We start from the raw sequence: 26,683 nt of genomic DNA on the forward strand, positions 1-26,683 counted from the left end.
TTATGAAACTGAATAACCGATTCATCTTCGGTATCCTCTCTCTGCTGTTGGCGGCAGTTATCGCCTTTGTGGCACTTCCAACCATCGCCCGTCAGACCAATGGAAAAGAGGAAATCGTCCGTATCACCCAGCCGGTATTGAAAGGCGAGCAAATCTCGTCAGAAAATGCCGAGGTGGTTGAGGTAGGCGGCTATAACCTCCCCTCCAACATCGCCCATCAGCTCTCCGATGTAAATGGTCTTTACGCTACCGCCGACTTGGCTGTGGGTGACTATATCCTTACCAGCAAGATCAGCTCTGTACCGGTTTCGTCCGATGTGGCGCTCAACAGCATCCCTTCCGGTAAGGTTGCTATCTCGCTGACCGTTAAAACACTTGCTTCCGGCCTCTCTGACAAGCTTCAGCCCGGTGACATCATCCGTATTTACCACTTTCTTGATACGGCGGCCGAAGTACCGGAACTGCGTTTTGTCAAAGTATTGTCCGTCACAGACTCAGACGGCATCAATGTGGATAATGCCAAGGAGCCCACGGAGGATGAAGAAAAGCAGCAGTCAGCCACCATCACTGTGCTGGCAAGCCCTGAACAGGCGAAGATCATTACCGGTCTTGAAAATGACGGCGTAGCTCATGTGGCTCTTATCTCCCGCAACAATGACAAACTGGCAGATGAGCTGCTTGCCGAGCAGGATAAGACTCTGCAGGAAATCTACTTCCCCGAAACTTTGATTGAGGAAGAAGCTGCAGATACGGAAAATTCTGACGCTGAAGGTGAACCCCAGGAAACGGTAAATGCAGAGACTGCACAATCCACCAATGAAACTGCACCCTCGGCAGAATAATCAAATCAAGGAAGGAGGATCTTCGTTATGGGTAAAGTTATCACCGTCTGGGGAAGCCCAGGCAGCGGCAAATCCATGTTCTGCTGTATTCTGGCCAAAGCCCTGACCCGGGACAAGCGGAAAGCCATCATTATCAATGCCGATATGAATGTCCCTATGCTGCCGGTCTGGCTGCCGGAGCAGATCATCCAGACCAATACCTCTATCGGCCAGGTTTTGAGCAGTGTGGAGATTGATACATCTCTGGTTGCCAGTCATGTGACAGTGCTGAAAAACTATCCCTTCATTGGGATGATGGGCTATGCGGCAGGAGAAAACCCGCTGAGCTACCCAGAGGTCAAATATACCATGGTACTGCAGCTCATTCATGCTGCCGCCAAACTGGTAGATTTCGTCATTCTGGACTGCAGCACCAGCATGACCAATGTGTTCACTCCCGCCGCCATTGAAGCCGGCGATGTGGTCATCCGTATCCTCACCCCGGACCTAAAGGGCATCAACTACCTGAAAGCCCATCAACCTCTGCTTGTGGACGAGCGCTTCCGGTTTTCTGAGCATATGACATTCGCCGGTCTGGCCCGTCCCTTCCACGCCTTGGATGAAATGGGCTATATCATTGGCGGGTTTGACGGCCTGCTTCCCTACAGTAAGGAGATCGACCGCTGTGCTACCGAAGGCGGTATGTTCAAGGCTATCACCTACTGTAACCCCAAATACACTGCTTCACTGAACAAGGTACTGGAAATTCTGGAGCAAATGGAACTGGCCGAGCAGTCAGAGGATGATGCGGCGTATGAATGTGAGGAGGATGCCGATGAGTAATTTGAATGATATATTCTTCACACCGGCTGCCAATCAGGAGCTGACCTATGACCAGGTACTGGAGGATGTGCAGCGGTATTTTGCCGAAAACCATGCCTCCACCATTGCCGAAGCTGGAGAAGGCAATGCAGAGCGTGCCACAAGCCTGCTCAAAGAACTGATGGAACACTACATTGTCAAGCGAAAGTATGCCCTTGACGGGCTCTCTACAAAAGAACTGTGTTCCAAGCTCTATGAAGACATGGCCGGCTACTCCTTTTTGAAGAAATGGATCTATAAGCCCGGTGTTGAGGAGGTCAACATCAACGCCTACAACGACATTGAAGTGATCGAATCCAGTGGGCGCAGCATCAAGATCCCTGATAAATTCAGTTCGCCCCAGCACGCCATCGATGTGATCCGCCGAATGCTCAACGCCTGCGGCATGGTCATTGATGATACTATGCCCAGCATTGTGGGATTTCTGGACAAGAACATCCGCATTTCGGTGGACAAAACTCCCATTGTGGATGCAGATGTAGGCGTCAATGCCTCCATCCGTATTGTCAACCAGCAGACCGTCAGTGAAGAAAAACTGCTGAACTCCGGCAGTGCCACCGCTGAAATGCTTCACTTTCTGACTGCCTGTATCCGATATGGGGTGTCCGTCTGCATTGCCGGCTCCACCGGCTCCGGCAAGACCACGATCATGGCCTGGCTGCTGTCCAATGTGCCCAATAACCGGCGCCTTATTACCATTGAAGAAGGCAGCCGCGAATTTGATCTGGTCAAGCGGGATGCACAGGGCAATATCCTCAATTCCGTGGTACATCTGCTGACCCGCCCCAGCGAGAACCCTGCACTGAACATCAATCAGGATTTTCTTCTGGAGCGGGTGCTGCGTAAGCATCCGGATGTCATCGGTGTAGGTGAAATGCGGTCAGCGGCAGAAAGCCTGTCCGCAGCCGAAAGTTCCCGCACCGGCCATACCGTATGTACCACCATCCACTCCAATTCCTGCAACAGTACTTACCGCAGGATGATGACCCTTGCCAAACGCAAGTACAACATGGATGACTCCATCCTCATGCAGATCATGGTAGAGGCGTATCCCATCATCGTCTTTACCAAGCAGCTGGAGGACCGTTCCCGTAAGATCATGGAAATCATCGAGGGCGAGGATTACCAGAACGGGCGGCTGATCGCCCATTCCCTATACAAATATGAAGTGGAGGACAATGTAACTGATAACCGTGGTGAAACCCATGTGGTAGGGCACCATAAAAAAATCGGCTTGATCTCCGATTCCTTGAAGAAAAGGCTGTTGGACAATGGCATTTCCAACAAGGAATTGGAAGAATTCATGCAGCCGCCAAAGGAGGTGGGTTAATTGCAATGGATCTATCTTATCTGTTTTATCCTGCTCAGTGCTGGGCTTTTGGCTCTGTTTGGTGTGAAACCGGGTGATTTTATTGACGCCCTCTTCCGCTCCCAGCGAAAATCCGCCACCTTGTCTGATGAACTGAATGTTCTTCTGGGCACACCAGCCAAGGGCTTTTTTAATCAGGATTACGAACTGAAACAGATCTTGAAGGGTACCGGACGGGCGGACCGCTATGAGGCAATAAAACGACTGTCCCTAATTCTGTTCGCTGTGGGGGCTGTGCTGGCTCTTTTGATTGGGAATGTGTACATGGTGCCCATTCTGGGTATCGGTTTTTCCCTTATACCGATCTGGTATCTGCGCAGCACTGCCGCCAGCTATAAAAAGCACCTGAATGAAGAACTGGAAACCGCTATTTCCATCATCACGACTTCCTACCTGCGCACCGAGGATCTGATCCGTTCTGTCAAGGAAAACCTGCCCTATATCAATGAGCCGGTAAAAGCCAACTTTGAAGCCTTCGTTTATGAAGCGGAATTGATCAATGCCAACATCACCAGTGCTATCAACAGCCTGAAGATGAAGATTCCCAACCGGGTCTTCCATGAATGGTGCGGTACCCTCATCCAATGCCAGTCCGACCGCAGTATGAAGAATACCCTGCCTACCATCAACCAGAAATTCTCCGATGTGCGTGTGGTGCAGTCGGAACTGGAGGCAATGATGCAAGGACCGCGGCGTGAAGCCATCACCATGATATTTCTGGTTATCGCCAATGTGCCGCTGCTCTATTTCTTGAATGAGGATTGGTTCCACACCCTTATCTTCACCACACCGGGCAAAATTGCACTGGCAATCTGCGCAGCCATCATCCTGTTTGCGCTGACCCAGATTATGAAACTGAGCAAGCCCATCGAATATGGAGGTGATAGCGTATGACTTTTCTGGCGCTCATCGCCATCATCTTCTTCGGTTTTGCTGTCTACAACCTGACCTGCGCCTTTGTGGACATCCCGACCAAGAAGACCTCACAAATGATGATGCTCTCCCGCAAACAGCAGGGCACCAAAAACGAAAAGCTGCTTGATGTCTATGTAACAAAAATCACCGGTTGGATCGCCCCTTATTTGCGGCTGGACCGGCTCAAGCGCAATAAGGTGCAACGCGCTCTGGACATTGCAGGTCTGCAGCTTACCCCGGAGGTCTATACAGCCAGAGCCTGGGTAACTGCCGGGGCAGTTGGCCTGTGTGCCATCCCCATGGCATTTCTTATTCCGCTGCTGGTGCCTATTTTGATTGGCCTTGCGGTGGCGCTGTGGTTTTCAACCTACTATGCAGCCTTTGATTTTGTTAAAAAGCGCCGCAAACTGATTGAGGGCGAGATTCCCCGATTTGCTTTGACCGTCGGCCAGAGCCTTGAAAATGACAGGGATGTACTTAAAATCCTGACTTCCTACCGCCGTGTGGCTGGGAAAGACTTCGGCGCCGAACTGGATCAGACCATTGCTGATATGAAGACCGGCAACTATGAAAATGCCCTCATTCGATTTGAAACCCGCATTGGCAGCCCCATGCTGTCCGATGTGATCCGTGGCCTGATTGGTGTCCTGCGCGGTGATGATCAGCGGATGTACTTCAAAATGATTACCTTCGATATGCGTCAGATCGAGCAGAACAATCTGAAAAAGGAAGCTGCCAAACGTCCCAAAAAGATCCAGCGTTACTCTATGATGATGCTGATTTGTATTATGATCATCTACCTGGTGGTGCTCTGTACCGAGGTTATGAGTTCGCTCGGGGCGTTCTTTGGCTAATCGGCATCCGCCACGGTACTTCCGGGCGTTTTCATACCTGCTCCTCATATGGAAGACAGATACACAGGGAGGTGAGCGTTTGTACCCAAGCGATTTTCCATAGCGGCAGGCACATCATTTCTTTTCATCTGAACTGAGCCGGACTGTTTCATCAGCCCGGCTTCATTTTTTACAGGAGAATGCCTATGCCCAAAAAGAAATTTTATCCGCCGAATGATACCGGCACCAAAAAACGCCGCTTTCGTTGCTTGCTGTTCCAGCGGCCTAAAGCATATCCGAACCGGCCCCGTTCCAACAAAAACAATCTGATCAAGCCTATCCGCCGCGCTTAACAGACGGTGGACTTGATATACCTATCCACTCAATCATCAAACATATAACAGGAGGTTACCCATGAGAAAATTCACGACCCGTATCTATACCAAAGCCAACTATCTGCTCAACCGCGGCCGTATGGCATTGTCCAATCAGCGCGGCGATTTTTACATTTCGGACGCCGTCAAGATCATTATCGCCGTAGTTTTGGGTGCGCTGCTCCTGGCGGCTCTGACCCTCATCTTCAACGATACGGTCATCCCCCGCATCACTGAGGAGATTGAAAGTCTGTTCTCCTAAGCACCAAATCAGGGGCCAGTTTGCAGAACTTCTGCAGCTGGCCCCCTTTTTTATTTGCAGATAACGAATAACGGAGGTGAAAGCATGAATCAAAAACCGTGTCAGTTCTATTCCTTTCTGCAGGCAGTCCGGGGTAACTGGCGCAACGCCCTGTTCATCCGCTGCAGCGGTTCACTTTGTCCAATGATCCGGCAGGCATCCTGTGAGGGGTTCCTGATGGCAGCAGACGCAAGCTGTCAGCCGATCTTTCTGTCCGTCCAGACAGTGCGGAAGCTGAGTGGAGAAGCAGTGGACCCCGAAGAATGCTCTGCAATTCTGGAGTGCCGCTCGTTCCGGACTGCTTATACCAAGTTTCTGGAATGGCATACCTCTTCGGACCATGTATGTCCGTTTTTACAGCTATGCCCAGACCGGGATACCTACTTCGGATGATTCTGCCTGTTAAGACGCAATGCCGCCGTCATCGGCGCGTAATGGAGGTGATTTTATTGAAACAAAAGCAAATCAAATGTCCGTACTGTCATGCGCACGCTTCTCTTCGACCTGCAAGCCTTGTGTATGGATCTACCCCGCAAACCAGAGGAAAGTACCTGTATGTCTGCGACAGATGGCCGGCCTGCAATGCCTATGTCAGTGCTCATGAGCGCACATTGCTCCCCATGGGGACACTGGCGAATGGCGATCTGCGCCACAAACGCATTCTGGCCCATCGAGCCCTAAAAAAACTGCAGCAGGACTGCCATATGGAAAAATGGGAGGTCTATATCTGGCTGCAAGCCAAACTGGGGCTGGATGCACACCAGACCCACATCGGCCAGTTTTCCGAATATATGTGCGAGCAAGTCATTTCCCTCTGTCAGCAGGCTCCGGCGTACACATCCGGGCGTGCTGCCTGAACGGAGGTGAAGCCTGATGAAGCAAAACTTTAAGCTTACCAAAGACCAGCAGACACTGGTAGAAAAAAACCTATCCATCGTTCACTGGGTCATTGTCAACAACATCCATGTAAATCCCGGCATCTGTGGTCTGGAGTATGGAGATCTGTTCCAGGAAGGATGCCTGTGGCTCTGCAAGGCCGCTTTTACCTACCATGCCGGACAGGCGCAGTTTTCAACCTACGCCAAAAAGGTTGTGAAAAATGGACTACTCTCCTACTGCCGAAAAATCTGTAGTCAGGGGCGGCACGTCAGTCGGCTGATCATCGGAGAACAGGGCGAGCTGGCCGCAGATGGAGAGCAGGTAGACCAGCCGGATGACCATTTTGACTCCCACCTTTCTCGTCTGGAGACCCTTGATCTGCTGGAAGCCAGCAAACAGAACTATCAGGGCGTTGCCAGACTCGGCATCGAAGCGCTAGCACTGAAGGTTCAGGGAATGCGCATTACAGACATCGCCGCCCTCTATCAAGTCCCTCCTTCCCATGTGGGTGCCTGGATTTCCCGCTCACTGGAAAAACTTCGCAATGACCCTGACTTTTTAACCTGCCTGCTTTGATCTGTTGAAAATCAGCATCAGCAACAGTAAGGGATATGTATAAGAAGGAGGTATCGAAATATGGCAATCAAAACCCTATACACTGCGGTCGGCCGGTTTGAACGAAGGACAAACGGCTGCAACCGCAGTTGTCCAATCATCCTGTTAGGCGGTCAGGAGTACATGGCCGATATGCAGGAAATGGTGATTTGGAGCATGCTCAACTGGAGAATCCTGCGTTGGGATGACATCGCACAAGAATACGAAAAGCTAGCCACCGCATCCGGTTACTGTACCGAGCGTTCTTGGGAAGACTGTACAAACCGACTGCTTACCCGCGGTCTTCTGGTATCCGGCAGCGGTGAAACAGAATACGATGCTTTGTATGACCTGCTTGGTTCGCTCAGCATTATCCCAACCAGCGGACCGTTCTTCCTCCGGCTCGCCTCTTTTGTCAAGCTGACGCTGCTGGCACATGTTCCGGTATCCGCTGCGCGGAAACTGTTCCAGAAAGATAAACGCACCAAATACGAAGCTCTGGTCATGCGCCTTGCCGGACAAGCCCTGCTCTCCACTGCAGAGATCATCAAGTGCATAGATAAAAATATTTCCCGTCTCCCCAATGAATGTGCGCTTTTGGATTCCCTCTACGGAGATGAAACGACCACCAGTGACAACATTGCAAGCATGGTCAAAATCAGCCAGAGCAGCAAGCCGGTAACATTAGCCGTTGCCAATCTTTATCTGCGGCAGCAGATTATCTTTGAGAGGGTATGAGCATGATGAAACAATGGACTCTTTTTCCCACTGTATTGCAGCGAAAGTTTCTGCTCACTCTGCTGGCCGGAATCGCCAGTGCGGGAATCAGCGTCATCATCTGCGTGGCGACTAAAGATCATATCCTGCTGGCATTGGGGATTGTCGTACTCTGCGCCTGTCTTATATCCTGTCGAGGGATCTGGGCGACTGCAACACATAAGAACTACGAGGTAGTGGAAGGCATCTGCGCCGGTATCAGTACACCTATGCTCCGCCGCTACCGCAAAGTACATCTGATAGACAGCCATGGCATAGAGATCACACTGCTTCTCAGTAAATCGGCCCTGCTTAAAATAGGCGAGCCCTACCGATTTTACTTTCAGAAAGGGTCACGGCCTGTCGTTGGAAATGACTATCTGGACGCAGCACTTTCAACGAACAGCTTTTTGGGCTATGAAGCAATCAGCGAGCCGGAGGAGCATCCCGATCCGTCCTCTGAATCCTAAAAATGCGAGGTGGTTTTGAGCCACCTCGCTTTCTTAAAGGGCATTTTGCAAATCACAATGACCAACGCCTGATTTCCTTATATTTTGCAGAATACATTCCTTCTGTCCCTATTTATTGGGTAGATCAAGGAAAGGAGGGTTTCCTATGTATAAGCCCCACACCATCGAACAATATAAAGTCTATCGCTTTCTGGAAGAAAACTTTGCGCTGGAGCATTTCCTGCTCGCTCCTTTGTCACGCTTCGGACTGATGCTGGAGGACAAAACCGGTGAAAAAATCGCGTTTGCCTTTCTCAATGACTGTGTGCAGGAAATACCTGTACCGGCTCCAGCTGCTCCGAAAACAGTAATCGCTTTTCTAAAACAATTCCGCAGCCTTACGCCCCGCCCAGTCATCCATGACTTTGAAGCGCTGACCCGCTGGTGGCTGGACAATCCCAACCCGCTTACCTACCAGCAGGCGCTTGGTATGTCCGATATTCTTTACCGCCATTTTCTGTCTCATCCTCTGATCAATGAAGATGACGCCCTTCGGCTGGCACGCAAAGGACTCGTTACTGAATCGGAATATAACGACCTGCAGCTATGGTATTTCAACGGCCATACGATGTCCTGCTGGTTTGGTTCCCTGGGAGTGGATGGCACCGGCAGCCTATATGGTCTGATCTTTGACTACCAAACTGCATCTCCAACAAAAACGCAGTTCTACCTATTGGACGACTACTACCGTATTATGAACCATCTTACAGAGTAAGACCTTTTCAACTACTACATATCGTACTTGTCGCTGGCTATAAATCTATATATAGCGTTTTACATCTTGACAGGCACAAGATACAGTGCTATACTGAACTTGTAATTGATTTTTGTGCGTATCCCATTTGGGAATACAGGTCTTTTTGATCTGTACCGTAGGCCAAAAGCCTGCATTGCACACGCTGTTAAGTTTGTATGCAAGTGTCAGTGATTTTTTGCGCCCTTTTAGGGCCGAAAAACTGCTGGCACTTTTTTATATAGATAATAATGCCAATGGCAGAAAGGAGTGTTATGGCACAGATTTTTGTGTTCGGGCGCGTCATGAATGACCTTGTACCCAAAGAAAGCCAGTCCAAACAAAGCTATGTATGCTTTGATCTGATGGAACGCACCAAAAACTGGACGCAGTTCTATCAGGTATGGGCCTGGGATGCAGATGTCACCCGGCTCATGCAATTCAAGGTCAAAAAAGGCAGTATGATCTGGCTTGCCGGCTCACAGCGGCTGGTAGATGTTCGCATGAAGGACGGTAAATTGGAAAAGAAGCTGAAGGTCAGTCTAAATGACTTTGGTTTCCTCCCCAAACAGCCCGCCGCAGCGAACAGACAGGAGAATGACCCGGACATTACTGCGGAACCCGCACCACCTCTCACAGAGGTATTGGACGGCGACCGTGAATCCCTGCCGGAGTAGTTTACTTCGGCGCCCAAGAGGGACCGTATCAAGTTTTTCAGAATGAAACTGAAAGCTTGGTGCGGTCCCTCTTTTTTTGTTTTCCAACAAATTCAGAAAAAAGGATGGTATCAAACATGAATAGTGACAAAGGACTTTTGAGCGGCAGCATCACGATCCTGATTGGTGCGGTCATCGCAATTATGGCTCTGGTACGTGGGCCCTGGCAGGTTTGGCTACTTCTGGGCGTTTTCACTCTCTGGGGACTGTGGGTAGTTTTGATCCTGCTTCTCCCCTATATGCAGCAGGCTAAACGGCATCGCCAGCGTCAGCAGCGCACCAGACGGCTCCATGCAGAAGGCATCCAAACAAGAAGTTTTGAGATCCCTGACCTGGGCAGCACCAGCTCCGATGAACTGCTGGTTCGCCACACCAACCATCGTATTCTGGCATATCTGCGCTCCGCTTATCCGCAAGCCACCTTCGAGTGGTGTGAAAAGCAGCCGGAGCAGCTGATCCGCAATGGCGGTACCGGCCGCATCCGTGTGTTTGGCATTGACGAGTTTGATCACGCTGATGTGACACTGGATCAGAACGCCAATATCAAATGCGATATGGTCAAGATCGTTCCGCTATCCAAGGTCGGCGGAGAAACAAACGAGGATGATGCAACACCTCCGAACAGGCAGCCTGTTGATCCCCGTATCTGGTATGAAACGCAGGGACGCTCTGTACTGGAAGCACTGATCTCCGACCTTAATTCCCGTGGACACAGCAAACTGACGCTTCGGGAAGACGGTGATATCTGCATTGAGCAGGGCGAAGATGCTGTTTCTCAGGAGCATCTGAACAACTTTCCCCAGAAGGTCTACTGGCCCCGTCTGGCAGAGGTACTGGAAAGCAATGGTCTGGCGGCTGAAGTCACTGCCCAGGGTATTCAGGTATCCTGGTAATGCTTCTGCTGACAAGGAACACAGAGAAAGGAGTGAACTTGACGAATGAAATCAGGACTTACCATCGTGGAAATGGCACAGCAGATTGAACGCCAATCCAAACTCAAGCAAGACTATTTGCTTGATACCAGGCGACTTCAAGTAGAACCTTTTGGTTCTCAACTTTATCTCCACACCTTTGATGACCACGATGACCCACTGGTGGAGCCATTGGAGATCAACCAGATCGCCCATCGGCAGATCGGCACACATCTGAAGATTCCGGCTGCTTACTATGACCGTATGCTTTCCGATTATCCGGAACTGCTGGCAGAGAATGTGAATTCCTGGTTCCAGCGGGAACCGACCCAGCGTATGGTCCGCACCCTGGATGGCACTGTACGGGCGTTTTTGAGCAACCGCTATCGCCGCATTGACAATCTGGACATTGCAGAAATCGTCCTTCCTGTCATTCAGCAAATGGAGGACGCCTATTTTGAAAGCTGCCAGATCACGGACAGCCGTATGTACATCAAGGTAGTCAACAAGCGGCTTGAAGCCGAAGTTGTACCCGGTGACATCGTACAGTCCGGCGTTATCATCAGCAATAGTGAAGTTGGACTGGGTTCCGTCAACATCCAGCCTTTGGTCTATCGGCTGGTATGCAGTAACGGCATGGTCGTCAACGATGCCCAGACTCGCCGCACTCACATCGGCCGGGTCAATGAGGCAGATGAAAACTTCCAACTGTTCTCACAGGAGACGTTGGCCGCTGATGACCACGCATTTGCCATGAAGATCAAAGATACCGTGATGGCCGCCGTGGATGAAACGCGGTTTACACGGGTAGTTGGCATGATGCGTGAAGCCACAACCGTTCAGATGAATACCACTGATATTCCCGGCGTTGTCCGTCTGGCAAGCAAGGATTTCAATATCACCGAGGAAGAAAGCACCGGCGTTCTGCAGCGTCTGATTGAAGGCAAAGATCTGACCCTCTATGGGCTATCCAATGCCGTAACACGCTTTAGTCAGGATGTGGACAGCTATGACCGCGCCACTGCCCTGGAGGGGATCGGATACAATATCCTGTCCATGCCCCGACAGCAGTGGAACCGTATCAATCAGATGGCCGCCTGACCATCTGCAACCATCACAATTTTTAAGGAGGAACCACTATGTATAATCAGAACAGCGATTTGATGAAACAGGAAAAATTCATGCTCCCCACTATGATCGAAGGCGATTTCAGCGCCGAGGAACTGGCTGAGGACGCCGATGGTCTGCAGATGAGCTTTCAGCGTGTCAAGATTCCCGCCGGCGGCACACTCCAATTTGAGATGCCGTCCGATGATCCGGACAATCCCGACTATGAAAAGAATCTGGTAGGCGTCATTCTACATAACCACGCCACCTGCGCCTACTGGCCGGCTGGCAGCGAATATGACGACGATACCACGCCGCTTTGTTCTTCTGTGGATGGCAAGGTTGGCATCGGCACTCCCGGAGGCGCCTGTGCTGCCTGCGTGATGAACCGCTTTGGTTCTGCACCTGATGGCAGCAAAGGAAAAGCCTGTAAAAATATGCGTGTGCTCTACCTGCTTCGCAGTGGTGAGTACATGCCTCTGCAGGTAAATCTGCCTCCTACCAGCATCAAGCCCTTCAAGGAATTTCTGAACCGGGCCTTCATGCTCCGCCGCCGCGCCACTTACGGCAGTATCGTGCAGATTGGTCTCAAGCGTGAGAACAACGGCACCAATGACTACAGTGTTGCTACCTTCAAACTGCTGCAGGATTTCCAGGGCGAGGAGCTGGCTCAGATCCGGGCTTACGCCAACAGTTTTAAGGAGCAGATCAAACTCCTGCTCCAGCAGCGTGCCGAGATCACTGAGGAGCAGCGCGACACCGGCTGCGATTATGTAATCGAGCCTGGCGCCATGACCAACGAGCCGGCAGACGGTCACTATACTGTCAGCCAGATCAATGGTGACTGCGAGCAGCTGCCCGCATAAGTATTCTGATGTGGCCTGCGCCACATGACACATGAACAAAGGGATGCCTTCGGTTTAACACACCGGAGGTATCCCTCTTTTTTTATTTAAGGAGGAAAACACAATGTTATGTGAAGTACCATTAACCAAAGAACAACAGGCATTTGCCACTGATCATCACGGACTGGTCTACAAGTTCCTGAATGAAAACCATCTGCCGGAAGATGAATTTTATGATGTGGTTGTTTTCGCATACTTAAAGGCAGTAAAAGATTACTTCAACTCTCCATCTGCACAAAAATTCTCTTTTAGCACAATCGCCACACGACAAATGAAATTCCGGCTCTATGATTACTTCCGCACCCAGGAGCGCCGCAAGCGCAATATGGAGGTTCTCAGTATTCATGTCGGATTATATCCCGATGGTGCACCTTTAGAAGATACCATTCCTGCCCATGACCCAATCATGCAGCAGTTGGAAATGGATCTTCTGCTCCACGAACTGGCCGGCAGAGTATCCAAGCAGCAAATGGATATTGTGCATCTGAAACAGGGCGGCTATGGTATCCGTGAGATTGCCCGCACCCAGAAGGTTCCTATGCGGCGCATTAAAGAGCTTCTGGCCGAAGTCCATGATGTGCTTCTGGACATTTGCTATGGGTAAACCCATTACAGATACGAAATACCCTTACATCCACATTTTCAAAAAGATTGGAGGTCAAACCGAATGAAGAAAGAAAAGAAACAGATCGTTTTGAATGGTTCTCTGCTGCGTCCACTGTCTGTTGGGCGAGGTGCGCTTCTGCACGCCGGAGGAAACATCTACCACACTTCGCGTGTGGTGGCGATTCTGGAGGAGTCGGAGGATTGCGTCCGTTTTGAAACGCAGAACTCCCACTACCATCTGTCCATGTCCCCTTTTCCGCTGGCGGCTGTCAGTCCGCTCCCTGTGAGATTGGCCGCATGTGCGTGAAGGGGCTGTAAATGGATTGGAACAGCCGGCTCCCGCTGACTATTCCACAAGTTCTGGCCGTGGCGGATACCATTCCGTCACGGCTCTTTTTATGGAGGAACAAAATGAACGAAGAAATCATGAATGAAATCCAACCAGTCCGCCCCAAAGACCAGTTTACCTTTTCCTGCCGTCAATGCGGGGCGTGCTGCCGCAATATCGAAGGCTGTGTAATGGTGGAAAGTCTGGACGCCTACCGTCTGGCCCGCTACCTCCGGACAAAAGGTGAGCCCATCGAAGGAATAGAGGATTTCCTGTTCCGTTACTGCGAACCGGAACCACTGACTGAGGAAGGCTTCCCCATCTATATGCTCAAGACAAAAGCCCCCAACGACTCCTGCATCTTCCTTACGGATGGGCGCTGTTCCGTCTACCCTGCCCGTACCCGTACCTGCCGTATTTATCCTCTTACCGTAGGTCCAGGGGAGCGTGGCCGCGATTTTGAATACTGCCTATGTCTGGACCGGCACCGGAGCCACTTTACCGGCAGCCGGGTATCCGTCAAGGACTGGCTGTATCAGAATTTTAAGCGGGAAGACAAAGAATACGTAAAGCGGGAATATGAGATCGCCACCGAACTGGGCAAACTGATGCGCGCCATTGACCCTGCCATGCGGCAAGGCATTGTATTCAAGGTACTCTACTACCGCTATTACAATTTTGATTTAGACCAGCCTTTTCAGCCTCAGTATGAACAGAATAACCGACACCTGTTAGCAGACCTTCACCGGATTGCCAGGGAACAGTAAAAGGCAAATCGCTTTTAGAAAGGGGGCCTTATTCTATGAATTTACACGAAACAGCAATGGGGCAAAGATTTTTTAATGTTCAGCTCCCCGCACTGATCAACACACTCAAAGAAATTGCGGCGGCGCTTTCCCGCCCTGCACCATCTGCTATATCCTTTCCGGCAGACCCACGCTTTCTCACTTCGCTCTATTACGGCGAATATGAAGCAGATGTGTTCAAGCCCGATAAACGCCTCACACCTTTTAACCAGGCAGTACAGCAGAAAGAAAAAGCTCTGCTTCCGCTGCTCTCCAGCGAGGCGTCCATCGCTTTTGAACAGTATCAGACTGCGGTACAATGCCGCAATTCTGCTGTATTGGAGCAGGCATACGCCTCTGGTTACCGTACCGCTGTACAGATGTTTGCAGCAGGCTTAGGCCCACAGCCGCCAGTACCGGAACATGAGGAGGATAGCAATGGATGAAAACAGACTGCCCGAGCTGCCCCAAGAAACTTTTCGGCCAATGATCGCACAATCAGTCCAACTGGAACAGTTTTTGGGGGAAGAACTGATTTTTTGCTTTCAAGATCTTGATGGCGTCCATACCTTTACTACCTGCTATGGCGATATCTACAAAACAGTCAACGCACTGCGGGATTATGTCCGGCTTCTGGAATCGGTATGCGATCAGTGGGAGCTGACTGGATTCCATCGTGCTACCTATGAGTACCATGCCGAAAAGCTTCGTAAAATTGCGGATAAGCTGCAAGCTGGTATCGGCTACGACTATGACAAAGCTGTGGAAAGATGCAAAAAGAAACGAGCCAAAAAGTCCCACAGCAGCGATGTCGGGGAAGATGCCCTTCTGCTGACGGTACGGGCTGCCAACAAGTCCGCTGACAATGAAAAGGAGGCTGCGCCTTATGAGGAAGATACCCCTTGGGAACCTGAACTCGAATAACCCTATAAAAACATCTGTTAAAAAGTATCATGCAAGCGTTGCCCGGCAATCTTCCAGAGAACGGAACCGATTGCTGGCCTGCAAGAGCTTTGCGTTTACCCACGCCAATGTGCATGAGCACTGCCGCCACTTCCGGCGCGGATAACCGCCCGGAAGTTACCCACGGAGGATGCCTATGGAACGAGATGAACTACGCACCACTTTAGTGAACCATCTGGAAACCCTGCGGCGCAATCTGCAGGTTGTATCCATGGAGGTGCTGAAAACCAAGTACAAAAAACCATTTGATGCCTTGCGGCAAGACATCTGTAAAGCCGCTACCGCCTATACCCGCTTTCTGGTATTTGACGGTATGCGGATCAAACACAAATACTTTGATGAGGCCGTACCCTATATAGATGCAGCTGTGAAGCAAACCAAGCGGCTCAAACAGATCTCAGATGCTGCCTTTCAGCGCCAGGATATTGACGAGATCGAATCCCTCGCCCTTGCCCTGCGCAAAGAGATAGAAGCAGCTCTGCAGCCCTTCTATATGGGACATATGTGCCTTTATGTGACGCCGGAATGCTTTGACGACCCGCCCAAGACGCCGGAAGTCTACAACGATGCAACCGCCTGCGTCTGGCGGGATGGTACATGGCAGCTTCTGGAGGATACCAGCAACGGGTTCCTACTCTTTGTTCAATCCAAATCCAAGGAGGAAGCTGCCGCATGAAAAATACATCCCAGCAATATCTAAACAGCGAAGCACACGGTTATCTCATGGAGGCCAAAGCCTGCAAGCTTTTGCTCAAAGACTTGGAGCGCATCCGCGCCAAGCTCAAGCGGCACATCGAAAAGGAAGCCGCAGACCGCGAGGCAGAATTTGAAGCAGCTATGCAATACCATAGCGAAAGCGACATCCAGGAAGCCTACGGCTGGGAATTTATCAGCGAACAGCAGTATGAGCGCTATCTGGAATTGTTCCGTCAAGGCCGCAAGGCGCTTGATGAACACAGCCCCACTGTTACAGAGCTGGCTCTCTCCATCCTGAACCGCATCTTTCAGGATATTGATAGAGACTGCCGCCAATGCGAGTTTGAAGCCCTGTCGCCGGAAGAACAGCTTGCTGAGTTGAAGTGTGCTGAAGAATCCAAGCAGGCATGGAGGCAGTATATCGCCAGTCTGAAAGAAATGGTCGGCTCTATGACTGGAAAGACCAATGACCACACTGCGTCAAAAAATGCAGCAACTATACACAAGGAGGATGTAAAATGAAAATTCACGAAGATCGTTCTCATATGAATATTGATACCAGATGGTTTGAAAAAGGCTATGCCAAAGAAGATGTCCACTCCCTACGCCTGCAGTCCCTATGCACCGAAGCAGAGGCAGCAGCCAACAAACAGTTTTATGACAGCCACACCCGCGAAGAATGGGAGCAGTATATCCGTCAGGCAAGTTTGGAGAGCAGCGCAGCAATGAAACCCGTCATGGAAGCCATCGCACAGGACTTTGTCTGCTACCAGTATGACGAAAATATCCCTGTGTCCTATGGCAGCGACCGATGGGATCTGTACTTCTGGTGTAATCCCTTTAACGGCGCCGCAGACGCATCCGAACGGGATTTCTCATATTTCACGCTGACCTTTAACGAACGTCAGACGCTGGAGAAACGAAGAAAAATCTGTCAACAGGTGCTGGATCTCCTATGCTCACGCTTTCAGGAGCATCCTAATCTCGATGTAGCCGTACAGTATTCCATATGGTTTGACCATCCAAAGATCCACGATGCGGTGGAGCGCGCAAAGCCCCGTCTGCATGGCCTGCGCTGTATTCAGGACCAAAAGGAAGGAAAGCTGCTCCTGCAGGACGGTGCCCTGCTCTTCAAGCCAAAATACGCAAAGAAATATACCCACACGCTGAGCCAGAGCCAGATTTTGTCCCTTAGTTGGGAACTGGGCGTAGAGGATGGAAAGCCTGATACCGATGCTGCACCTGTTACCTTGCCTTACAAGAAATTTGGTGCCACGCACCCCATCCAGCTGCAGGTGACTTCCTACCTGAACGGAAACCTTGCCATACAAATGGTGACATGGGAAAGCGGTGACCCGGAACCCTGGGCGACTCTCACCGTCAACCTGCCCGGCCAACGGCAAAAAGACCATGCCTTTATCGACACCAATGCCGATTCGGAATTTCCCACCTGGCTCATCCGACATGGTCTGGCTATCCCAACCGGTCGCACCATGCAGAGTGGGTTCTGCACCTATCCTGAATATCGTTTTCGTGCCAACCGGCTGCAGGAGCTGGATCCGGAAGGGTATGCAGGCTACCTGAAAAACTTTGAAAGGCGGTGCAGCGCATGAAATATAAGGCAGTTTATGATGTACTGAATGAAAGGCGGCAGACTACCCCCGGTTTCTGTTATCATGACCGCAGCGGCTGGCGTGCTTACCCCCAGACCTACATGACCATGCAGTGCCCTTTATGGATTATTGCTGAAGATGCTGCCACGGGCAGGCGTCTGTGGATCACCCAGGAGGGCACCCGATTTAGCATTTCCATTCGAAGGATGGATGAACGGGGGCGTAACTATGGCCCTACCTATCGCATTACTTGTGAAAACAGGACAAAGCTGGCTCAGGTTCTGCGCTATCAGTTTGAGTCAAAGACTTTGGCTGTGTAGCTGACGATGACCAGAGAGGAACTGCATTCCTCTCCCTGCTCCGGTTTCCTTGTTCGGAACACACACTAAGAAGCACCGGCAATCTGCATTTTTGCAGGCGTCCGGTGCTTCTTTGGAGGAAAACGCTTATGAATACTCTCGCATTTACGCTGGGCGAACACCGAGCCCAGCTGACTTTGAAAATCAGTACATATCCCAACGGCAATCTCGCCATCAAACTTTATGAAAAGGATCACGGCATCCTGATTTTTTGGGAAACCCTTACCACCAACTTAACCGGAATCCGCCCCGACCACTGCGCTTTCATCAATATAAAAGCCGCAGACGGACTTTTTCCGGTCTGGCTATCAGACAATCACCTTGCGGAACCTACCGGACAAATTCTTGAATCGAATGGCTGTCTTTACCCTGAATACCTGTTTTATGGCAAAGAATTGGACGCCCTGGACCATGAGGGGCACACCCTCTACATCCGGCATCAGAAAGGCGAGCTGGGGCGCCGCTTTGAGCGGCTATATCTTGCCCTGCGCCGGCTGGCACGAGAAATCAATGGGTTCAGCTACACTGATTACAGCGGCTGGCGGTGTCCAGATGGGGTTTCCACCACCCTGCCCCTCTGGATCGAGGCGTCTGACCCTTCTCATGGCCGCAAATTCATCTTCACACAGAAAGGACCCGCACTCCAGACTACCATCCGCTATGCCGATGGTACGAAAAAGCAGCGCATCTACCGGCGTAAAGAGGACATGGCTGCCGAACTGATGACCATGTTTCAGGAGGAATTGCGTGTCTACCCTCCCTGGTCTGAAAACCGGAGGAATCGGTACGAATATTAAAGGTAGTAAAATAGGAGGACATCATCATGAAGATCCGTATCTATCCCCAACCCCTGTTGGAAACCGTATGGCAGCAGGACAAACTGCTGTTTACCCCAGAGGCAGCGCAACCACCCTTGTGTCTTCGGTGTGGTCAGCCGCTGGACCGCAGGCTGGTCATCAACGCCCTGAGCCGCTATGCAGATGTCCATATCTGCGAGGCGTGCGGTATGGATGAAGCCCTGCGTGATGCCAACCGTTGCCCTCTCCCTCTAGCAGAATGGGCGGCTGTCAAAAACGGTTTGAGCCAGCAGCAGACCGATTTTGAGGATCCGCTGCTGACTACTTCCTGCACCTTTGAAGATCTGTTTCAGCAAGGCTCCCGTCCTGCCAGCGAGATAGCCTATTCCCGTTCTGATTATGATGGATGGAAATGGTGGACCACCTGGCATCAGTGCCAAAAGGATACGCCTGTTCTGGAAGTTGCCCGTGAAATTGATGCTTTTCAGAATGCGCTGTTCCAACTGCCGGAGTTTCGGAATTTGGACACGCTGACACGGTTCTGTCGAGGGTACGCCCAGCCCACCAGCGAGCCCACCGAATTCAATCTGTATTCGGAAACTGCCCACTTTTATATCTGGCTGCGGCTAGTCACCCGGCATCGAGATTATAATGCCTATGTGCATTACTATCTGAAAGGTTAAAAGTTTGCAACGCACTGGATACAGTATGCCTATCAGCTCTGTATTCGGTGCGTTTTTCTCTCTTCTTATATACCGCACCATAATCATATCCAAAAGATTTATGAAAAATAGGATACATTAGCCCCTTAATGTAACCCAGTGATAAAAAATGCCGGCGAAGAGGTGCCAAATCCTCCGCATCTGCCTCTCATTTTTTGTCCATTTTCCCGCATTTAGAACCCCGTTTTGAGGGGAACAGGATAACTTTATCCGCCTGCCTGCCGACCATGCGGAAAACCCCTTGATTTCCGTGGACTTTTACCGCCCTAAATGCGTAGACTTGACTTTTGTGGACTTCTTAACTATAATAATATTCAAGCAGGGGGACTACCTTGTAGTTGAGAAGGTTAAAACCTGACCCTTTGAACCTGTTGGCTAATACCAACGCAGGGAGCTGAAGAATACAGATTCGTATTTTTTGGACATTCTCTGTTTTGGGAATGTCCTTTTTTAATTGAATAAGATATGATATGTGTTTGCGAGGGAACTGAACAAGTTGAAAAAGGTAAGACCTGACCTCTGGACCTGTCGGCTAATACCGGCGTAGGGAAGCAATTTCTTACGCTCGTATTGCGTCTGAAAGAGCTTCTAATTGTTTTAGAGGCTCTATTTTTTTATCTTAGGAGGATCAAACATGGCATTTATGAAAGACATCTTAACCCATAACATCCCCATTTGGGAAGAATGTGCAGCTACCCCATTTGTGCAGGAAGTGCAAACTGGAAAGCTACCTCTTGAAAAATTCAAGAGATATATGATTCAGGATAGTATCTATCTAAAAAACTATGCCCGCATATACGGAAAGGCAATTTTTCATGCTGCTACATTAAGAGAAATTCAGCTTTACTACTCCATGCTGAACTTTGTAAATGATACGGAATCGGAAGTGCGGCTGGATTATCTAAAGCAATTTTACATAACAGATGATGATATTGAACTGATCGCCCCTTTGCCTGAAAATCAAAATTACATTGATTTCATGTTTGAGATTGCGTCACATGGAAAGAATGAAGAAATTTTAATGGCGGTTCTTCCCTGTATGTTAAGTTACAGCTATATATTCCGCAAACTGGCGTCTGTCCCCACAAGCAAAGAATCAAGATATTGGGACTTTATCAAAGATTATGCCGATGAACAATATGCAGAAAGCTGCAAAGAATGGTCTGCTTTTGCAGAGCATAAATGTGCTGGGTTATCAGAAGCAAATAAAAAGTATCTGGCTGGTATTTTTGAGAAAGCAAGTTTGTTAGAACTTGCTTTTTGGAAGATGGCCTATCGGAACGAGAGAATGGAGGAAAATGCAAAATGAAAAAAGTATTGTCCATTGCCGGATCAGATTGCAGCGGAGGTGCAGGTATTCAGGCTGATTTGAAAACTTTTTCTGCTCACGGCGTATTTGGAATGAGTGTTATTGTTTCTGTTGTTGCAGAGAACACCAGCCGCGTTATCGACATCCAAGATATTACCCCGGATATGATTGAAAAACAGATTGACGCCGTATTTGAAGATATTGAAGTGGACGCAGTAAAAATCGGTATGCTTTCTACACCAGAATGTATGAAAGCGGTGGCAAAGAAACTATTACAATATAAGCCCCAAAATGTTGTAATCGACCCGGTTATGTATGCCAAAAATGGCTGCCCATTGATGAATCCTACGGCGGTTTCCACCTTGATAGACACAGTAATTCCACTTGCCGATGTACTTACTCCGAATATTCCAGAGGCAGAGAAAATAGCGGATATGCAGATTTCCACAGTTTCAGATATGGAGGCTGCCGCAAGAAAAATATATGCCATGGGTTGTAAGGCGATTGTTGTCAAGGGTGGACATCATATAGGAAATGCTGTTGATGTCCTATTTGATGGAGAAAATTTCTACCATTTTGAAACATCCCGCATTGATACGAAAAATACTCATGGGACAGGCTGTACCTTTTCTTCTGCAATCGCTTCCCAGCTTGCAAAGGGAAAAAGTGTTCCGCTTGCAGTCGAATCTGCAAAGGCATATGTCACAATGGCAATCGAACACTCTCTTGCGATTGGGAAAGGCTGTGGCCCGACGCACCATTTCTACGAATTGTATCAGCATGGTTTATCTAAAGAATAGGCAGGTGCAAAATGAACTTTGATTATACACTTTATCTTGTTACTGATCGTCAACTAATGAGCTGCGATAGCCTGACAGAAGCGGTGGAACAGGCAATTTTAGGAGGCTGCACAATGATACAACTCCGAGAAAAAGAATTGTCCTCATTAGAATTTTACAATCAGGCTGTTGCCGTGAAACAGGTTACGGATAAATACCATATTCCCCTTATCATAAACGACCGGATAGATATTGCAATGGCTGTGCAGGCTACGGGGGTACATATTGGACAGCATGATTTACCTGCGGCTGCCGTCCGCAAAGTAATAGGAGAAAATATGCTGTTGGGGGTATCTGCTTCTTCCATTGCAGAAGCAATACAGGCACAACAGGATGGTGCGGATTATTTGGGAGTTGGCGCAATGTTCCCTACTGGAACTAAAACCGACGCTGATTCTGTATCAATGGAAGAATTACAGAAAATCCGCGCAGCCGTTTCTTTGCCGATAGTTGTTATTGGCGGTATCAATAAGGGAAATGCAGGGCGTTTCAAGCCCATGGGAATTGACGGGCTGGCTGTTGTATCTGCCATCATAGCGCAGTCTGATATAAAAGCTGCTGCTGCGGAACTGAAAGATTTATTTTGCGGAAAGGAAAAGAAAAATGGATTTTAATGCGGCAATCTTTGATTTAGATGGAACAATTCTGGATTCAATGGATGTATGGGAGCATATAGATATTCAGTTTTTGAAAAAGAGAAATCTTCCCGTCCCTGAAAATTATGTAACTGAAATATGTGCAAGGAGTTTTGAGGAAGCCGCACAATATACCATTGATCTTTTTGGATTGCAGGAAACGGTAGAGGGAATTATTGAGGAATGGAATAATATGGCGGTCGAGGAATACAGCAACCATGTCGGTCTGCTGCCCCATGCCCTTGATTATCTTCTGCGCTTAAAAGAGCATGGAATAAAACTTGCAGTTGCTACGGGGTTGCCGGAAAAGCTCTATATGCCATGCTTAAAGAACAATTCTATTTTAGAATTATTTGACGCCCTATGTTCAACAGATGAGGTTCAGCGGGGAAAAGAATATTCGGATGTCTTTGAATTGGCTGCAAGAAAATTAGGGGTCGCACCTGAACACTGCATTGTGTTTGATGATGTGCTTCCAGCAATTAAAAGCGCAAAGGCAGCCCGTATGTTAGCAGGTGGGATTTATGATAAGTATTCCGCAGATCAGCGTGCAGAGATAGAAAGGATTGCTGATATTTACCTACTTGATTTTCGGCAAGCACCGATCCCACACAAAGAGGCATGAAAATGGAAAAATGGGATTTATATAATGCAAAACGGGAAAAGTCTGGAATAACAGTGTGCCGTGGAGAAATCATACCCAAAGGGCTGTATCATTTATCTGTGAGTGCATGGATTGTCAATCAGCAGGGGCAGTATCTTTTATCACAGCGGCATCCGAAAAAGCAATACCCTCTTTATTGGGAATGTACGGGTGGTTCTGTACTTTCCGGGGAAACCAGCTTGCAAGGAGCAATCCGAGAGGTAAAAGAAGAATTAGGAATACTGCTTACTCCCGGAAGTGAAAAATTGATTTATCAGACCAGACGGGAAAATGTGCAGGATTTTTACGATGTTTGGCTGTTTTATAGGGATATAAAGATTGAAGAAATGCGTTTACAGGAAACAGAAGTTGTAGATGTTCAATGGGTAAGTTCAGATAAGTTATTTGAGATGTTTCGCCTGAAACAACTGCATCCCCTGATTACCTATGTAGATCAGTTAATAGGCTGAAAAAACGCCGGGCGCGGAGGTATCAAAGCCTCTGTTGTCTAACACACTTTTATGGAGAAAAAATCAAATAAAACCAGTGATATCTTAGTTCCATATGGGATCAAACAAAAAACAGAACTACTGCTTATGCACATAAGGAGAAGAAAGGATGTGAGCAATATGGGGAAACTTTTGATATTATCTGTTACAGACCACGAAGAACATATACTCAATAAAATTATGGAAACTATCGCAAACGAGCCGGAGCTTAACCATATTGCACCTCCTCTCCCTTGCAACATTCTTTCTTTTACAAATCTGGAAATCCGGCTGAAGGAGCAGACAGTGTCCTGCAGCGGTCAACTTGTTACTCTGACTCACCATGAGTTTGCTGTCCTTACATATCTGGCTCGTCATCCTGGCTGGGTATTCTCAGCCAGCCAGATTTATGAGGCCGTATGGGATAGAGACGGTGAACGCTGCGGCACCGCCGTTGCCAGTGTCATCGGTCAGATCCGGCGCAAGTTGACGCCAGATACACCAAAGGGTGGCTATATCCGGACTGTACTGGGCAGTGGATATAAATTTGAATCCGTGATATAGGAAACGCCGGACATATGCCGATTGGCTCTGTCCGGCGCTTCGTTTTTTTGAAACAAGGCTGCAAGTATTGCTTCCTGTGTTACTTGAAAAAACATATATAAATTCGACAAACGGCAGTCTACTCTTCCCCAAATAGACTATTTACAGTTTTGAACCACAAGGCGGCGTAATATCCAATCCTTCAAGAAAGTGTATTCCCCAGTTACACATAGAATCTAATACCGGAATGATACTTTTTCCAAAAGCGGTAAGAGAATACAAAGTTTTAGGTGGTTTTTCTGGAATTACTTCTCTATGAATCATGCCGCATTCTTCCAAATCGCGAAGTTGTTGTGAAAGCATTTTAGGTGTGGCTTTTGGAATTAAGCGTTGTAATTCCATGTAGTGCAAAGGTTTTTCTATCAAATGCCAAAGAATGAGAGGTTTATATTTTCCTCCGATTAGAAAAAGTGTGGCTTCCACTGGGCAACTAAATTGATCTTTTTGATAATTCATTTTTATGAATTCACTCCTTTTGGGGTACTTTCTTTGAGGAAAGTATCTACCTGAAAAGTGCAATCTTGTTATTCTACTGCACCATGTTAAAATTAGTACGACGATTGAATATGTCAATTAAATTATACAACACCAAGAAAGGATTGACTATGATGAATTTTATTGAGATTGCAAAAAAACGGTATTCTGTACGCAATTACAGCAGCAAAAAGGTGGAAAAAGAGAAGCTTGATAAAATTTTGCAGGCTGCTCATGTTGCACCAACAGCAGCAAACTTACAGCCAGTTCACTTAATTGCAGTAGAAAGCAAAGAGGGACTGGAAAAAATCAGCAAAGGGGCAAATATTTATAATGCTCCTCTTGCAATTATTGTATGTGCAGATCATAACAAAGCATGGGTTCGCCCATTTGACCAAAAACAAACCGGAGACATTGACGCAGCTATCCTAACAGACCATATGATGTTGGAGGCAACAGAATTAGGTTTAGGTACCGTATGGGTATGTTACTTTCAGCCTGATGTTATCCGGAAAGAATTTGATTTGCCCGATAATTTAGAGCCAATCAATATTTTAGTAATTGGTTATGGAAATGAAGAAGCTGCAGATACTGAAAGACATGACCATCTGAGGATTCCACTCACTGACTTAGTTTCGTATGAAAAACTGTAACTGAGTATGAGATATTTTCCGAAATGCTTCCGAACTTTCTTCAACTCATTGCTTCCAAAAGTGGTTGATGTTATAATTGCGGGGAAACAACCTGTACACCAAAGGGTGTCTATATCCGGACTGTACTGGGCAACGGATATAAATTTAACAGTTCTCCCTTTTAAGTCAGTAAGAAAGGCTCCGAGGCCGTAATGATCTCGGAGCCTTTCTCATTGACTTAAATCTTAAATAATTTAATCGCCTTCAACAAAATAATGCTCAATTCCTGGTACAGATCCTCATCCAGTACACCATCAATAATGGCATACTTGAGCAGCAATGGTCGATACATCTGTAAAATCGCCGTAATGGCATCCTCGTTTCCGGCTTTGGCATTGAGAAGCAGACATTCAAAATTCATTTCTTGTCACCTCCTTCAATGCTCTTTCTGATTTTCTGAATCGTCCTGTAATAAAGTGCAGCCACCCCTTTGTAGGACAGCCCAAACCTTACTCCCAGAGTCTCGAAATCTTCTTCCTCCAGCGTTCGAGCCAGAAATATCTGGCGTTCCCGTTCATTGAGTTTCTGCAACGCCTCCAGAAGCGCTCCATTCTCAATGACATCCATAAGCGGTAATCTGTCCAAGACCACTTCCTCTGAGCTGGGTTCAGACTCATAGACCACTTCCACAGTACTCTCTATACTGCTGCGCTTATAAAGCTGGATCAAATAATCTTTTCTGCGGCGCTTGACCGCCGAAACTAAATATGCTGTAAACCTGAATTGCAGGTCATCTTCTGCCTGCCCATTGTTCCGTTGCCACATGGCTTTACCTCCAAAAGTCTCAAGAATTCCGATGGATTTCCTGAGCTTCTGGCGGTGACCTGCACCGGACAAAACTTGGCTGTGATAGAGAAAAACAGCCAGCTTTGTACCAATGGACAAAAACAGCTGTTCCTTGAATTGCTGCATCGAGCAGTTCAATAGATTCCGCCCGAGCAGGTGGAGGTTTTTCCTTATGTGGAGAAAACTCTCTTGTCCTGCCGCGACGATATACCCCTATTGAGAGCCGTTCATGAAAAGCCGTGTGTCCTGGAGTTATGAAAGCAATGAACTGCTCGATGTTGTGGAATCCTTTCTCCATAACATCGTTACTCCCTGTCCGCAGTTATGCGGACGGCACACAGGCGGCCTGCATCATCCCCTTTCTTTCGCGATATGGCAGCGCAACGCTGCCGCCCTGCTAATAATTATTAAATTGTGAAATAATACTTTTTTCAAATGCTATTCCAGCTATTCTATTAAATTAAAACAAAAGGCGGCCTCCATCCTTATTGCCAGGATAAAGACCGCCCTCTTCTTCCGATTTTCATTGGGTACTGTACTGATCTCATACCCCCCACCTCCACTTATCGAGTTTTCATTGGTTTTGGGATCACTGCCATAATCATAGTGTAACTGACAGTTTTCGGAAACTCTTGGAGTAGCATTGGAATCGCTTTCGAGCAAAAAGAAAATCATTCGACATTATATGACAAAACAAGCTCTAAAACGGACACACTACTTTGCAACCTTTCTCAGTGTTC

Annotated in this window: 38 protein-coding genes and 1 riboswitch; of the genes, 35 read left to right on the forward strand and 3 right to left on the reverse strand. The window is 48.4% G+C overall.

Going from position 1 to position 26,683, the window contains the following annotated elements; all coding sequences use genetic code 11:
* Nucleotides 1–2: 2 nt before the first annotated feature.
* From cpaB to H8S44_RS00765, 34 genes are all read left to right on the forward strand, one after another.
* Nucleotides 3–842, forward strand: a complete 840-nt coding sequence (gene cpaB, locus H8S44_RS00600) for a Flp pilus assembly protein CpaB (RefSeq protein WP_118523205.1) — start codon at nt 3–5, stop codon at nt 840–842.
* A 27-nt stretch (nt 843–869) separates the two neighbouring features.
* Nucleotides 870–1,664: a hypothetical protein gene (locus H8S44_RS00605; RefSeq protein ID WP_003499635.1), complete on the forward strand. Its 795-nt coding sequence runs from the start codon at nt 870–872 to the stop codon at nt 1,662–1,664.
* Complete coding sequence (locus H8S44_RS00610) at nt 1,657–3,033, forward strand: CpaF/VirB11 family protein (RefSeq protein ID WP_118646130.1); 1,377 nt, start codon at nt 1,657–1,659, stop codon at nt 3,031–3,033. The genes H8S44_RS00605 and H8S44_RS00610 overlap by 8 nt, the downstream gene beginning before the upstream one ends.
* Complete coding sequence (locus H8S44_RS00615; protein WP_006873411.1) at nt 3,034–3,966, forward strand: type II secretion system F family protein; 933 nt, start codon at nt 3,034–3,036, stop codon at nt 3,964–3,966. It begins immediately after the preceding gene.
* Nucleotides 3,963–4,841, forward strand: a complete 879-nt coding sequence (locus H8S44_RS00620) for a hypothetical protein (protein WP_118646128.1) — start codon at nt 3,963–3,965, stop codon at nt 4,839–4,841. Before H8S44_RS00615 ends, H8S44_RS00620 begins: the two co-directional genes overlap by 4 nt.
* Nucleotides 4,842–5,026: 185 nt before the next feature.
* The gene (locus H8S44_RS00625) at nt 5,027–5,173 is read left to right on the forward strand and encodes a hypothetical protein (protein WP_006873413.1); all 147 of its coding nucleotides are present in this window, start codon (nt 5,027–5,029) and stop codon (nt 5,171–5,173) included.
* 61 nt (nt 5,174–5,234) lie between these two features.
* Entirely contained in the window at nt 5,235–5,456 is a 222-nt protein-coding gene (locus tag H8S44_RS00630) for a DUF6133 family protein (RefSeq protein WP_003499639.1), read from the forward strand.
* An 84-nt stretch (nt 5,457–5,540) separates the two neighbouring features.
* Nucleotides 5,541–5,888, forward strand: a complete 348-nt coding sequence (locus H8S44_RS00635; protein ID WP_080908595.1) for a hypothetical protein — start codon at nt 5,541–5,543, stop codon at nt 5,886–5,888.
* 56 nt (nt 5,889–5,944) lie between these two features.
* Nucleotides 5,945–6,352 (forward strand): zinc-finger-containing protein, encoded by a 408-nt coding sequence (locus H8S44_RS00640; protein WP_243167435.1) that lies wholly within the window; start codon nt 5,945–5,947, stop codon nt 6,350–6,352.
* A gap of 16 nt (nt 6,353–6,368) precedes the next feature.
* On the forward strand, nt 6,369–6,950 hold the full coding sequence (locus H8S44_RS00645; protein ID WP_118480312.1) for a sigma-70 family RNA polymerase sigma factor: 582 nt from the start codon (nt 6,369–6,371) through the stop codon (nt 6,948–6,950).
* A 60-nt stretch (nt 6,951–7,010) separates the two neighbouring features.
* Complete coding sequence (locus tag H8S44_RS00650; RefSeq protein ID WP_118480310.1) at nt 7,011–7,706, forward strand: hypothetical protein; 696 nt, start codon at nt 7,011–7,013, stop codon at nt 7,704–7,706.
* A gap of 2 nt (nt 7,707–7,708) precedes the next feature.
* A complete protein-coding gene (locus tag H8S44_RS00655; protein ID WP_330593522.1) occupies nt 7,709–8,194 on the forward strand; it encodes a hypothetical protein in 486 nt (161 codons plus the stop codon).
* 145 nt (nt 8,195–8,339) lie between these two features.
* Entirely contained in the window at nt 8,340–8,948 is a 609-nt protein-coding gene (locus H8S44_RS00660; protein WP_118024172.1) for a hypothetical protein, read from the forward strand.
* A 293-nt stretch (nt 8,949–9,241) separates the two neighbouring features.
* Nucleotides 9,242–9,643, forward strand: a complete 402-nt coding sequence (locus H8S44_RS00665) for a single-stranded DNA-binding protein (RefSeq protein ID WP_050624186.1) — start codon at nt 9,242–9,244, stop codon at nt 9,641–9,643.
* A 116-nt stretch (nt 9,644–9,759) separates the two neighbouring features.
* Nucleotides 9,760–10,575: a hypothetical protein gene (locus H8S44_RS00670; protein ID WP_118646126.1), complete on the forward strand. Its 816-nt coding sequence runs from the start codon at nt 9,760–9,762 to the stop codon at nt 10,573–10,575.
* Nucleotides 10,576–10,620: 45 nt separating this feature from the next.
* Nucleotides 10,621–11,694, forward strand: a complete 1,074-nt coding sequence (locus tag H8S44_RS00675; RefSeq protein ID WP_006874318.1) for a DUF932 domain-containing protein — start codon at nt 10,621–10,623, stop codon at nt 11,692–11,694.
* 38 nt (nt 11,695–11,732) lie between these two features.
* A complete protein-coding gene (locus H8S44_RS00680; protein ID WP_006874319.1) occupies nt 11,733–12,566 on the forward strand; it encodes a hypothetical protein in 834 nt (277 codons plus the stop codon).
* 103 nt (nt 12,567–12,669) lie between these two features.
* Entirely contained in the window at nt 12,670–13,209 is a 540-nt protein-coding gene (locus H8S44_RS00685) for an RNA polymerase sigma factor (RefSeq protein ID WP_118502026.1), read from the forward strand.
* Nucleotides 13,210–13,272: 63 nt separating this feature from the next.
* Complete coding sequence (locus H8S44_RS00690; protein WP_003502009.1) at nt 13,273–13,518, forward strand: hypothetical protein; 246 nt, start codon at nt 13,273–13,275, stop codon at nt 13,516–13,518.
* A gap of 104 nt (nt 13,519–13,622) precedes the next feature.
* Nucleotides 13,623–14,306 (forward strand): YkgJ family cysteine cluster protein, encoded by a 684-nt coding sequence (locus H8S44_RS00695; RefSeq protein ID WP_243036828.1) that lies wholly within the window; start codon nt 13,623–13,625, stop codon nt 14,304–14,306.
* A 35-nt stretch (nt 14,307–14,341) separates the two neighbouring features.
* Nucleotides 14,342–14,770, forward strand: coding sequence for a DUF6809 family protein (locus H8S44_RS00700; protein WP_118646122.1), 429 nt, complete (start codon nt 14,342–14,344; stop codon nt 14,768–14,770).
* Entirely contained in the window at nt 14,763–15,248 is a 486-nt protein-coding gene (locus H8S44_RS00705; RefSeq protein ID WP_118646120.1) for a hypothetical protein, read from the forward strand. Before H8S44_RS00700 ends, H8S44_RS00705 begins: the two co-directional genes overlap by 8 nt.
* Nucleotides 15,249–15,423: 175 nt before the next feature.
* The gene (locus tag H8S44_RS00710; RefSeq protein ID WP_003502000.1) at nt 15,424–15,963 is read left to right on the forward strand and encodes a hypothetical protein; all 540 of its coding nucleotides are present in this window, start codon (nt 15,424–15,426) and stop codon (nt 15,961–15,963) included.
* Complete coding sequence (locus H8S44_RS00715; protein ID WP_118646118.1) at nt 15,960–16,505, forward strand: adenylosuccinate lyase; 546 nt, start codon at nt 15,960–15,962, stop codon at nt 16,503–16,505. Before H8S44_RS00710 ends, H8S44_RS00715 begins: the two co-directional genes overlap by 4 nt.
* Complete coding sequence (locus tag H8S44_RS00720) at nt 16,502–17,596, forward strand: DUF4313 domain-containing protein (RefSeq protein ID WP_186872916.1); 1,095 nt, start codon at nt 16,502–16,504, stop codon at nt 17,594–17,596. Before H8S44_RS00715 ends, H8S44_RS00720 begins: the two co-directional genes overlap by 4 nt.
* Nucleotides 17,593–17,916, forward strand: coding sequence for a hypothetical protein (locus H8S44_RS00725; RefSeq protein ID WP_118646114.1), 324 nt, complete (start codon nt 17,593–17,595; stop codon nt 17,914–17,916). The genes H8S44_RS00720 and H8S44_RS00725 overlap by 4 nt, the downstream gene beginning before the upstream one ends.
* A 128-nt stretch (nt 17,917–18,044) precedes the next feature.
* A complete protein-coding gene (locus tag H8S44_RS00730) occupies nt 18,045–18,752 on the forward strand; it encodes a DUF4313 domain-containing protein (RefSeq protein WP_118646112.1) in 708 nt (235 codons plus the stop codon).
* A gap of 26 nt (nt 18,753–18,778) precedes the next feature.
* Nucleotides 18,779–19,435 carry a hypothetical protein gene (locus H8S44_RS00735; protein WP_243036827.1) on the forward strand — a complete coding sequence of 219 codons (657 nt, stop codon included), beginning with the start codon at nt 18,779–18,781 and terminating at the stop codon, nt 19,433–19,435.
* Nucleotides 19,436–19,784: 349 nt separating this feature from the next.
* A riboswitch (TPP riboswitch) is annotated at nt 19,785–19,884 on the forward strand.
* Between the two features lie 224 nt (nt 19,885–20,108).
* Nucleotides 20,109–20,783 carry a TenA family protein gene (locus H8S44_RS00740; RefSeq protein ID WP_118024184.1) on the forward strand — a complete coding sequence of 225 codons (675 nt, stop codon included), beginning with the start codon at nt 20,109–20,111 and terminating at the stop codon, nt 20,781–20,783.
* Complete coding sequence (gene thiD / locus H8S44_RS00745) at nt 20,780–21,583, forward strand: bifunctional hydroxymethylpyrimidine kinase/phosphomethylpyrimidine kinase (RefSeq protein ID WP_004611583.1); 804 nt, start codon at nt 20,780–20,782, stop codon at nt 21,581–21,583. Before H8S44_RS00740 ends, thiD begins: the two co-directional genes overlap by 4 nt.
* Nucleotides 21,584–21,594: 11 nt before the next feature.
* Nucleotides 21,595–22,236, forward strand: a complete 642-nt coding sequence (gene thiE, locus H8S44_RS00750) for a thiamine phosphate synthase (RefSeq protein WP_004611584.1) — start codon at nt 21,595–21,597, stop codon at nt 22,234–22,236.
* Nucleotides 22,226–22,882, forward strand: a complete 657-nt coding sequence (locus H8S44_RS00755; protein WP_118024185.1) for an HAD family hydrolase — start codon at nt 22,226–22,228, stop codon at nt 22,880–22,882. Before thiE ends, H8S44_RS00755 begins: the two co-directional genes overlap by 11 nt.
* Nucleotides 22,883–22,884: 2 nt before the next feature.
* The gene (locus tag H8S44_RS00760) at nt 22,885–23,370 is read left to right on the forward strand and encodes an NUDIX hydrolase (protein WP_243008677.1); all 486 of its coding nucleotides are present in this window, start codon (nt 22,885–22,887) and stop codon (nt 23,368–23,370) included.
* Nucleotides 23,371–23,529: 159 nt separating this feature from the next.
* Nucleotides 23,530–23,952, forward strand: coding sequence for a winged helix-turn-helix domain-containing protein (locus H8S44_RS00765; RefSeq protein ID WP_118024223.1), 423 nt, complete (start codon nt 23,530–23,532; stop codon nt 23,950–23,952).
* Between the two features lie 141 nt (nt 23,953–24,093).
* Here H8S44_RS00765 and H8S44_RS00770 read toward each other — a convergent pair whose 3' ends face one another.
* Nucleotides 24,094–24,447 (reverse strand): winged helix-turn-helix transcriptional regulator, encoded by a 354-nt coding sequence (locus tag H8S44_RS00770; RefSeq protein ID WP_118024187.1) that lies wholly within the window; start codon nt 24,445–24,447, stop codon nt 24,094–24,096.
* Between the two features lie 152 nt (nt 24,448–24,599).
* Here H8S44_RS00770 and H8S44_RS00775 point away from each other — a divergent pair, with 152 nt between their 5' ends.
* Nucleotides 24,600–25,118: a nitroreductase family protein gene (locus tag H8S44_RS00775; protein WP_080908818.1), complete on the forward strand. Its 519-nt coding sequence runs from the start codon at nt 24,600–24,602 to the stop codon at nt 25,116–25,118.
* 217 nt (nt 25,119–25,335) lie between these two features.
* Here H8S44_RS00775 and H8S44_RS00780 read toward each other — a convergent pair whose 3' ends face one another.
* Nucleotides 25,336–25,518 carry a helix-turn-helix domain-containing protein gene (locus H8S44_RS00780; RefSeq protein ID WP_117497612.1) on the reverse strand — a complete coding sequence of 61 codons (183 nt, stop codon included), beginning with the start codon at nt 25,516–25,518 and terminating at the stop codon, nt 25,336–25,338.
* A complete protein-coding gene (locus H8S44_RS00785) occupies nt 25,515–26,081 on the reverse strand; it encodes a sigma-70 family RNA polymerase sigma factor (RefSeq protein WP_243167436.1) in 567 nt (188 codons plus the stop codon). Before H8S44_RS00785 ends, H8S44_RS00780 begins: the two co-directional genes overlap by 4 nt.
* Between the last annotated feature and the right edge of the window lie 602 nt (nt 26,082–26,683).

Origin of the sequence: Anaerosacchariphilus hominis (assembly GCF_014290175.1) — a bacterium.
GTDB lineage: Bacteria > Bacillota > Clostridia > Lachnospirales > Lachnospiraceae > Laedolimicola > Laedolimicola hominis.

Coding starts and splice junctions, on each gene's coding strand:
- H8S44_RS00630 (WP_003499639.1), top strand. CDS start 5,235: ATGAGAAAATTCACGACCCGTATCTATACCAAAGCCAACTATCTGCTC.
- H8S44_RS00695 (WP_243036828.1), top strand. CDS start 13,623: ATGAACGAAGAAATCATGAATGAAATCCAACCAGTCCGCCCCAAAGAC.
- H8S44_RS00780 (WP_117497612.1), bottom strand. CDS start 25,518: ATGAATTTTGAATGTCTGCTTCTCAATGCCAAAGCCGGAAACGAGGAT.
- H8S44_RS00760 (WP_243008677.1), top strand. CDS start 22,885: ATGGAAAAATGGGATTTATATAATGCAAAACGGGAAAAGTCTGGAATA.
- H8S44_RS00765 (WP_118024223.1), top strand. CDS start 23,530: ATGGGGAAACTTTTGATATTATCTGTTACAGACCACGAAGAACATATA.
- H8S44_RS00735 (WP_243036827.1), top strand. CDS start 18,779: ATGAAGATCCGTATCTATCCCCAACCCCTGTTGGAAACCGTATGGCAG.
- thiD (WP_004611583.1), top strand. CDS start 20,780: ATGAAAAAAGTATTGTCCATTGCCGGATCAGATTGCAGCGGAGGTGCA.
- H8S44_RS00685 (WP_118502026.1), top strand. CDS start 12,670: ATGTTATGTGAAGTACCATTAACCAAAGAACAACAGGCATTTGCCACT.
- H8S44_RS00650 (WP_118480310.1), top strand. CDS start 7,011: ATGGCAATCAAAACCCTATACACTGCGGTCGGCCGGTTTGAACGAAGG.
- H8S44_RS00730 (WP_118646112.1), top strand. CDS start 18,045: ATGAATACTCTCGCATTTACGCTGGGCGAACACCGAGCCCAGCTGACT.
- H8S44_RS00605 (WP_003499635.1), top strand. CDS start 870: ATGGGTAAAGTTATCACCGTCTGGGGAAGCCCAGGCAGCGGCAAATCC.
- H8S44_RS00755 (WP_118024185.1), top strand. CDS start 22,226: ATGGATTTTAATGCGGCAATCTTTGATTTAGATGGAACAATTCTGGAT.
- H8S44_RS00690 (WP_003502009.1), top strand. CDS start 13,273: ATGAAGAAAGAAAAGAAACAGATCGTTTTGAATGGTTCTCTGCTGCGT.
- H8S44_RS00680 (WP_006874319.1), top strand. CDS start 11,733: ATGTATAATCAGAACAGCGATTTGATGAAACAGGAAAAATTCATGCTC.
- H8S44_RS00610 (WP_118646130.1), top strand. CDS start 1,657: ATGAGTAATTTGAATGATATATTCTTCACACCGGCTGCCAATCAGGAG.
- H8S44_RS00660 (WP_118024172.1), top strand. CDS start 8,340: ATGTATAAGCCCCACACCATCGAACAATATAAAGTCTATCGCTTTCTG.
- H8S44_RS00620 (WP_118646128.1), top strand. CDS start 3,963: ATGACTTTTCTGGCGCTCATCGCCATCATCTTCTTCGGTTTTGCTGTC.
- H8S44_RS00705 (WP_118646120.1), top strand. CDS start 14,763: ATGGATGAAAACAGACTGCCCGAGCTGCCCCAAGAAACTTTTCGGCCA.
- H8S44_RS00645 (WP_118480312.1), top strand. CDS start 6,369: ATGAAGCAAAACTTTAAGCTTACCAAAGACCAGCAGACACTGGTAGAA.
- H8S44_RS00770 (WP_118024187.1), bottom strand. CDS start 24,447: ATGAATTATCAAAAAGATCAATTTAGTTGCCCAGTGGAAGCCACACTT.
- H8S44_RS00720 (WP_186872916.1), top strand. CDS start 16,502: ATGAAAATTCACGAAGATCGTTCTCATATGAATATTGATACCAGATGG.
- H8S44_RS00710 (WP_003502000.1), top strand. CDS start 15,424: ATGGAACGAGATGAACTACGCACCACTTTAGTGAACCATCTGGAAACC.
- H8S44_RS00700 (WP_118646122.1), top strand. CDS start 14,342: ATGAATTTACACGAAACAGCAATGGGGCAAAGATTTTTTAATGTTCAG.
- H8S44_RS00725 (WP_118646114.1), top strand. CDS start 17,593: ATGAAATATAAGGCAGTTTATGATGTACTGAATGAAAGGCGGCAGACT.
- H8S44_RS00625 (WP_006873413.1), top strand. CDS start 5,027: ATGCCCAAAAAGAAATTTTATCCGCCGAATGATACCGGCACCAAAAAA.
- H8S44_RS00740 (WP_118024184.1), top strand. CDS start 20,109: ATGGCATTTATGAAAGACATCTTAACCCATAACATCCCCATTTGGGAA.
- H8S44_RS00715 (WP_118646118.1), top strand. CDS start 15,960: ATGAAAAATACATCCCAGCAATATCTAAACAGCGAAGCACACGGTTAT.
- cpaB (WP_118523205.1), top strand. CDS start 3: ATGAAACTGAATAACCGATTCATCTTCGGTATCCTCTCTCTGCTGTTG.
- thiE (WP_004611584.1), top strand. CDS start 21,595: ATGAACTTTGATTATACACTTTATCTTGTTACTGATCGTCAACTAATG.
- H8S44_RS00675 (WP_006874318.1), top strand. CDS start 10,621: ATGAAATCAGGACTTACCATCGTGGAAATGGCACAGCAGATTGAACGC.
- H8S44_RS00665 (WP_050624186.1), top strand. CDS start 9,242: ATGGCACAGATTTTTGTGTTCGGGCGCGTCATGAATGACCTTGTACCC.
- H8S44_RS00655 (WP_330593522.1), top strand. CDS start 7,709: ATGATGAAACAATGGACTCTTTTTCCCACTGTATTGCAGCGAAAGTTT.
- H8S44_RS00775 (WP_080908818.1), top strand. CDS start 24,600: ATGAATTTTATTGAGATTGCAAAAAAACGGTATTCTGTACGCAATTAC.
- H8S44_RS00670 (WP_118646126.1), top strand. CDS start 9,760: ATGAATAGTGACAAAGGACTTTTGAGCGGCAGCATCACGATCCTGATT.
- H8S44_RS00635 (WP_080908595.1), top strand. CDS start 5,541: ATGAATCAAAAACCGTGTCAGTTCTATTCCTTTCTGCAGGCAGTCCGG.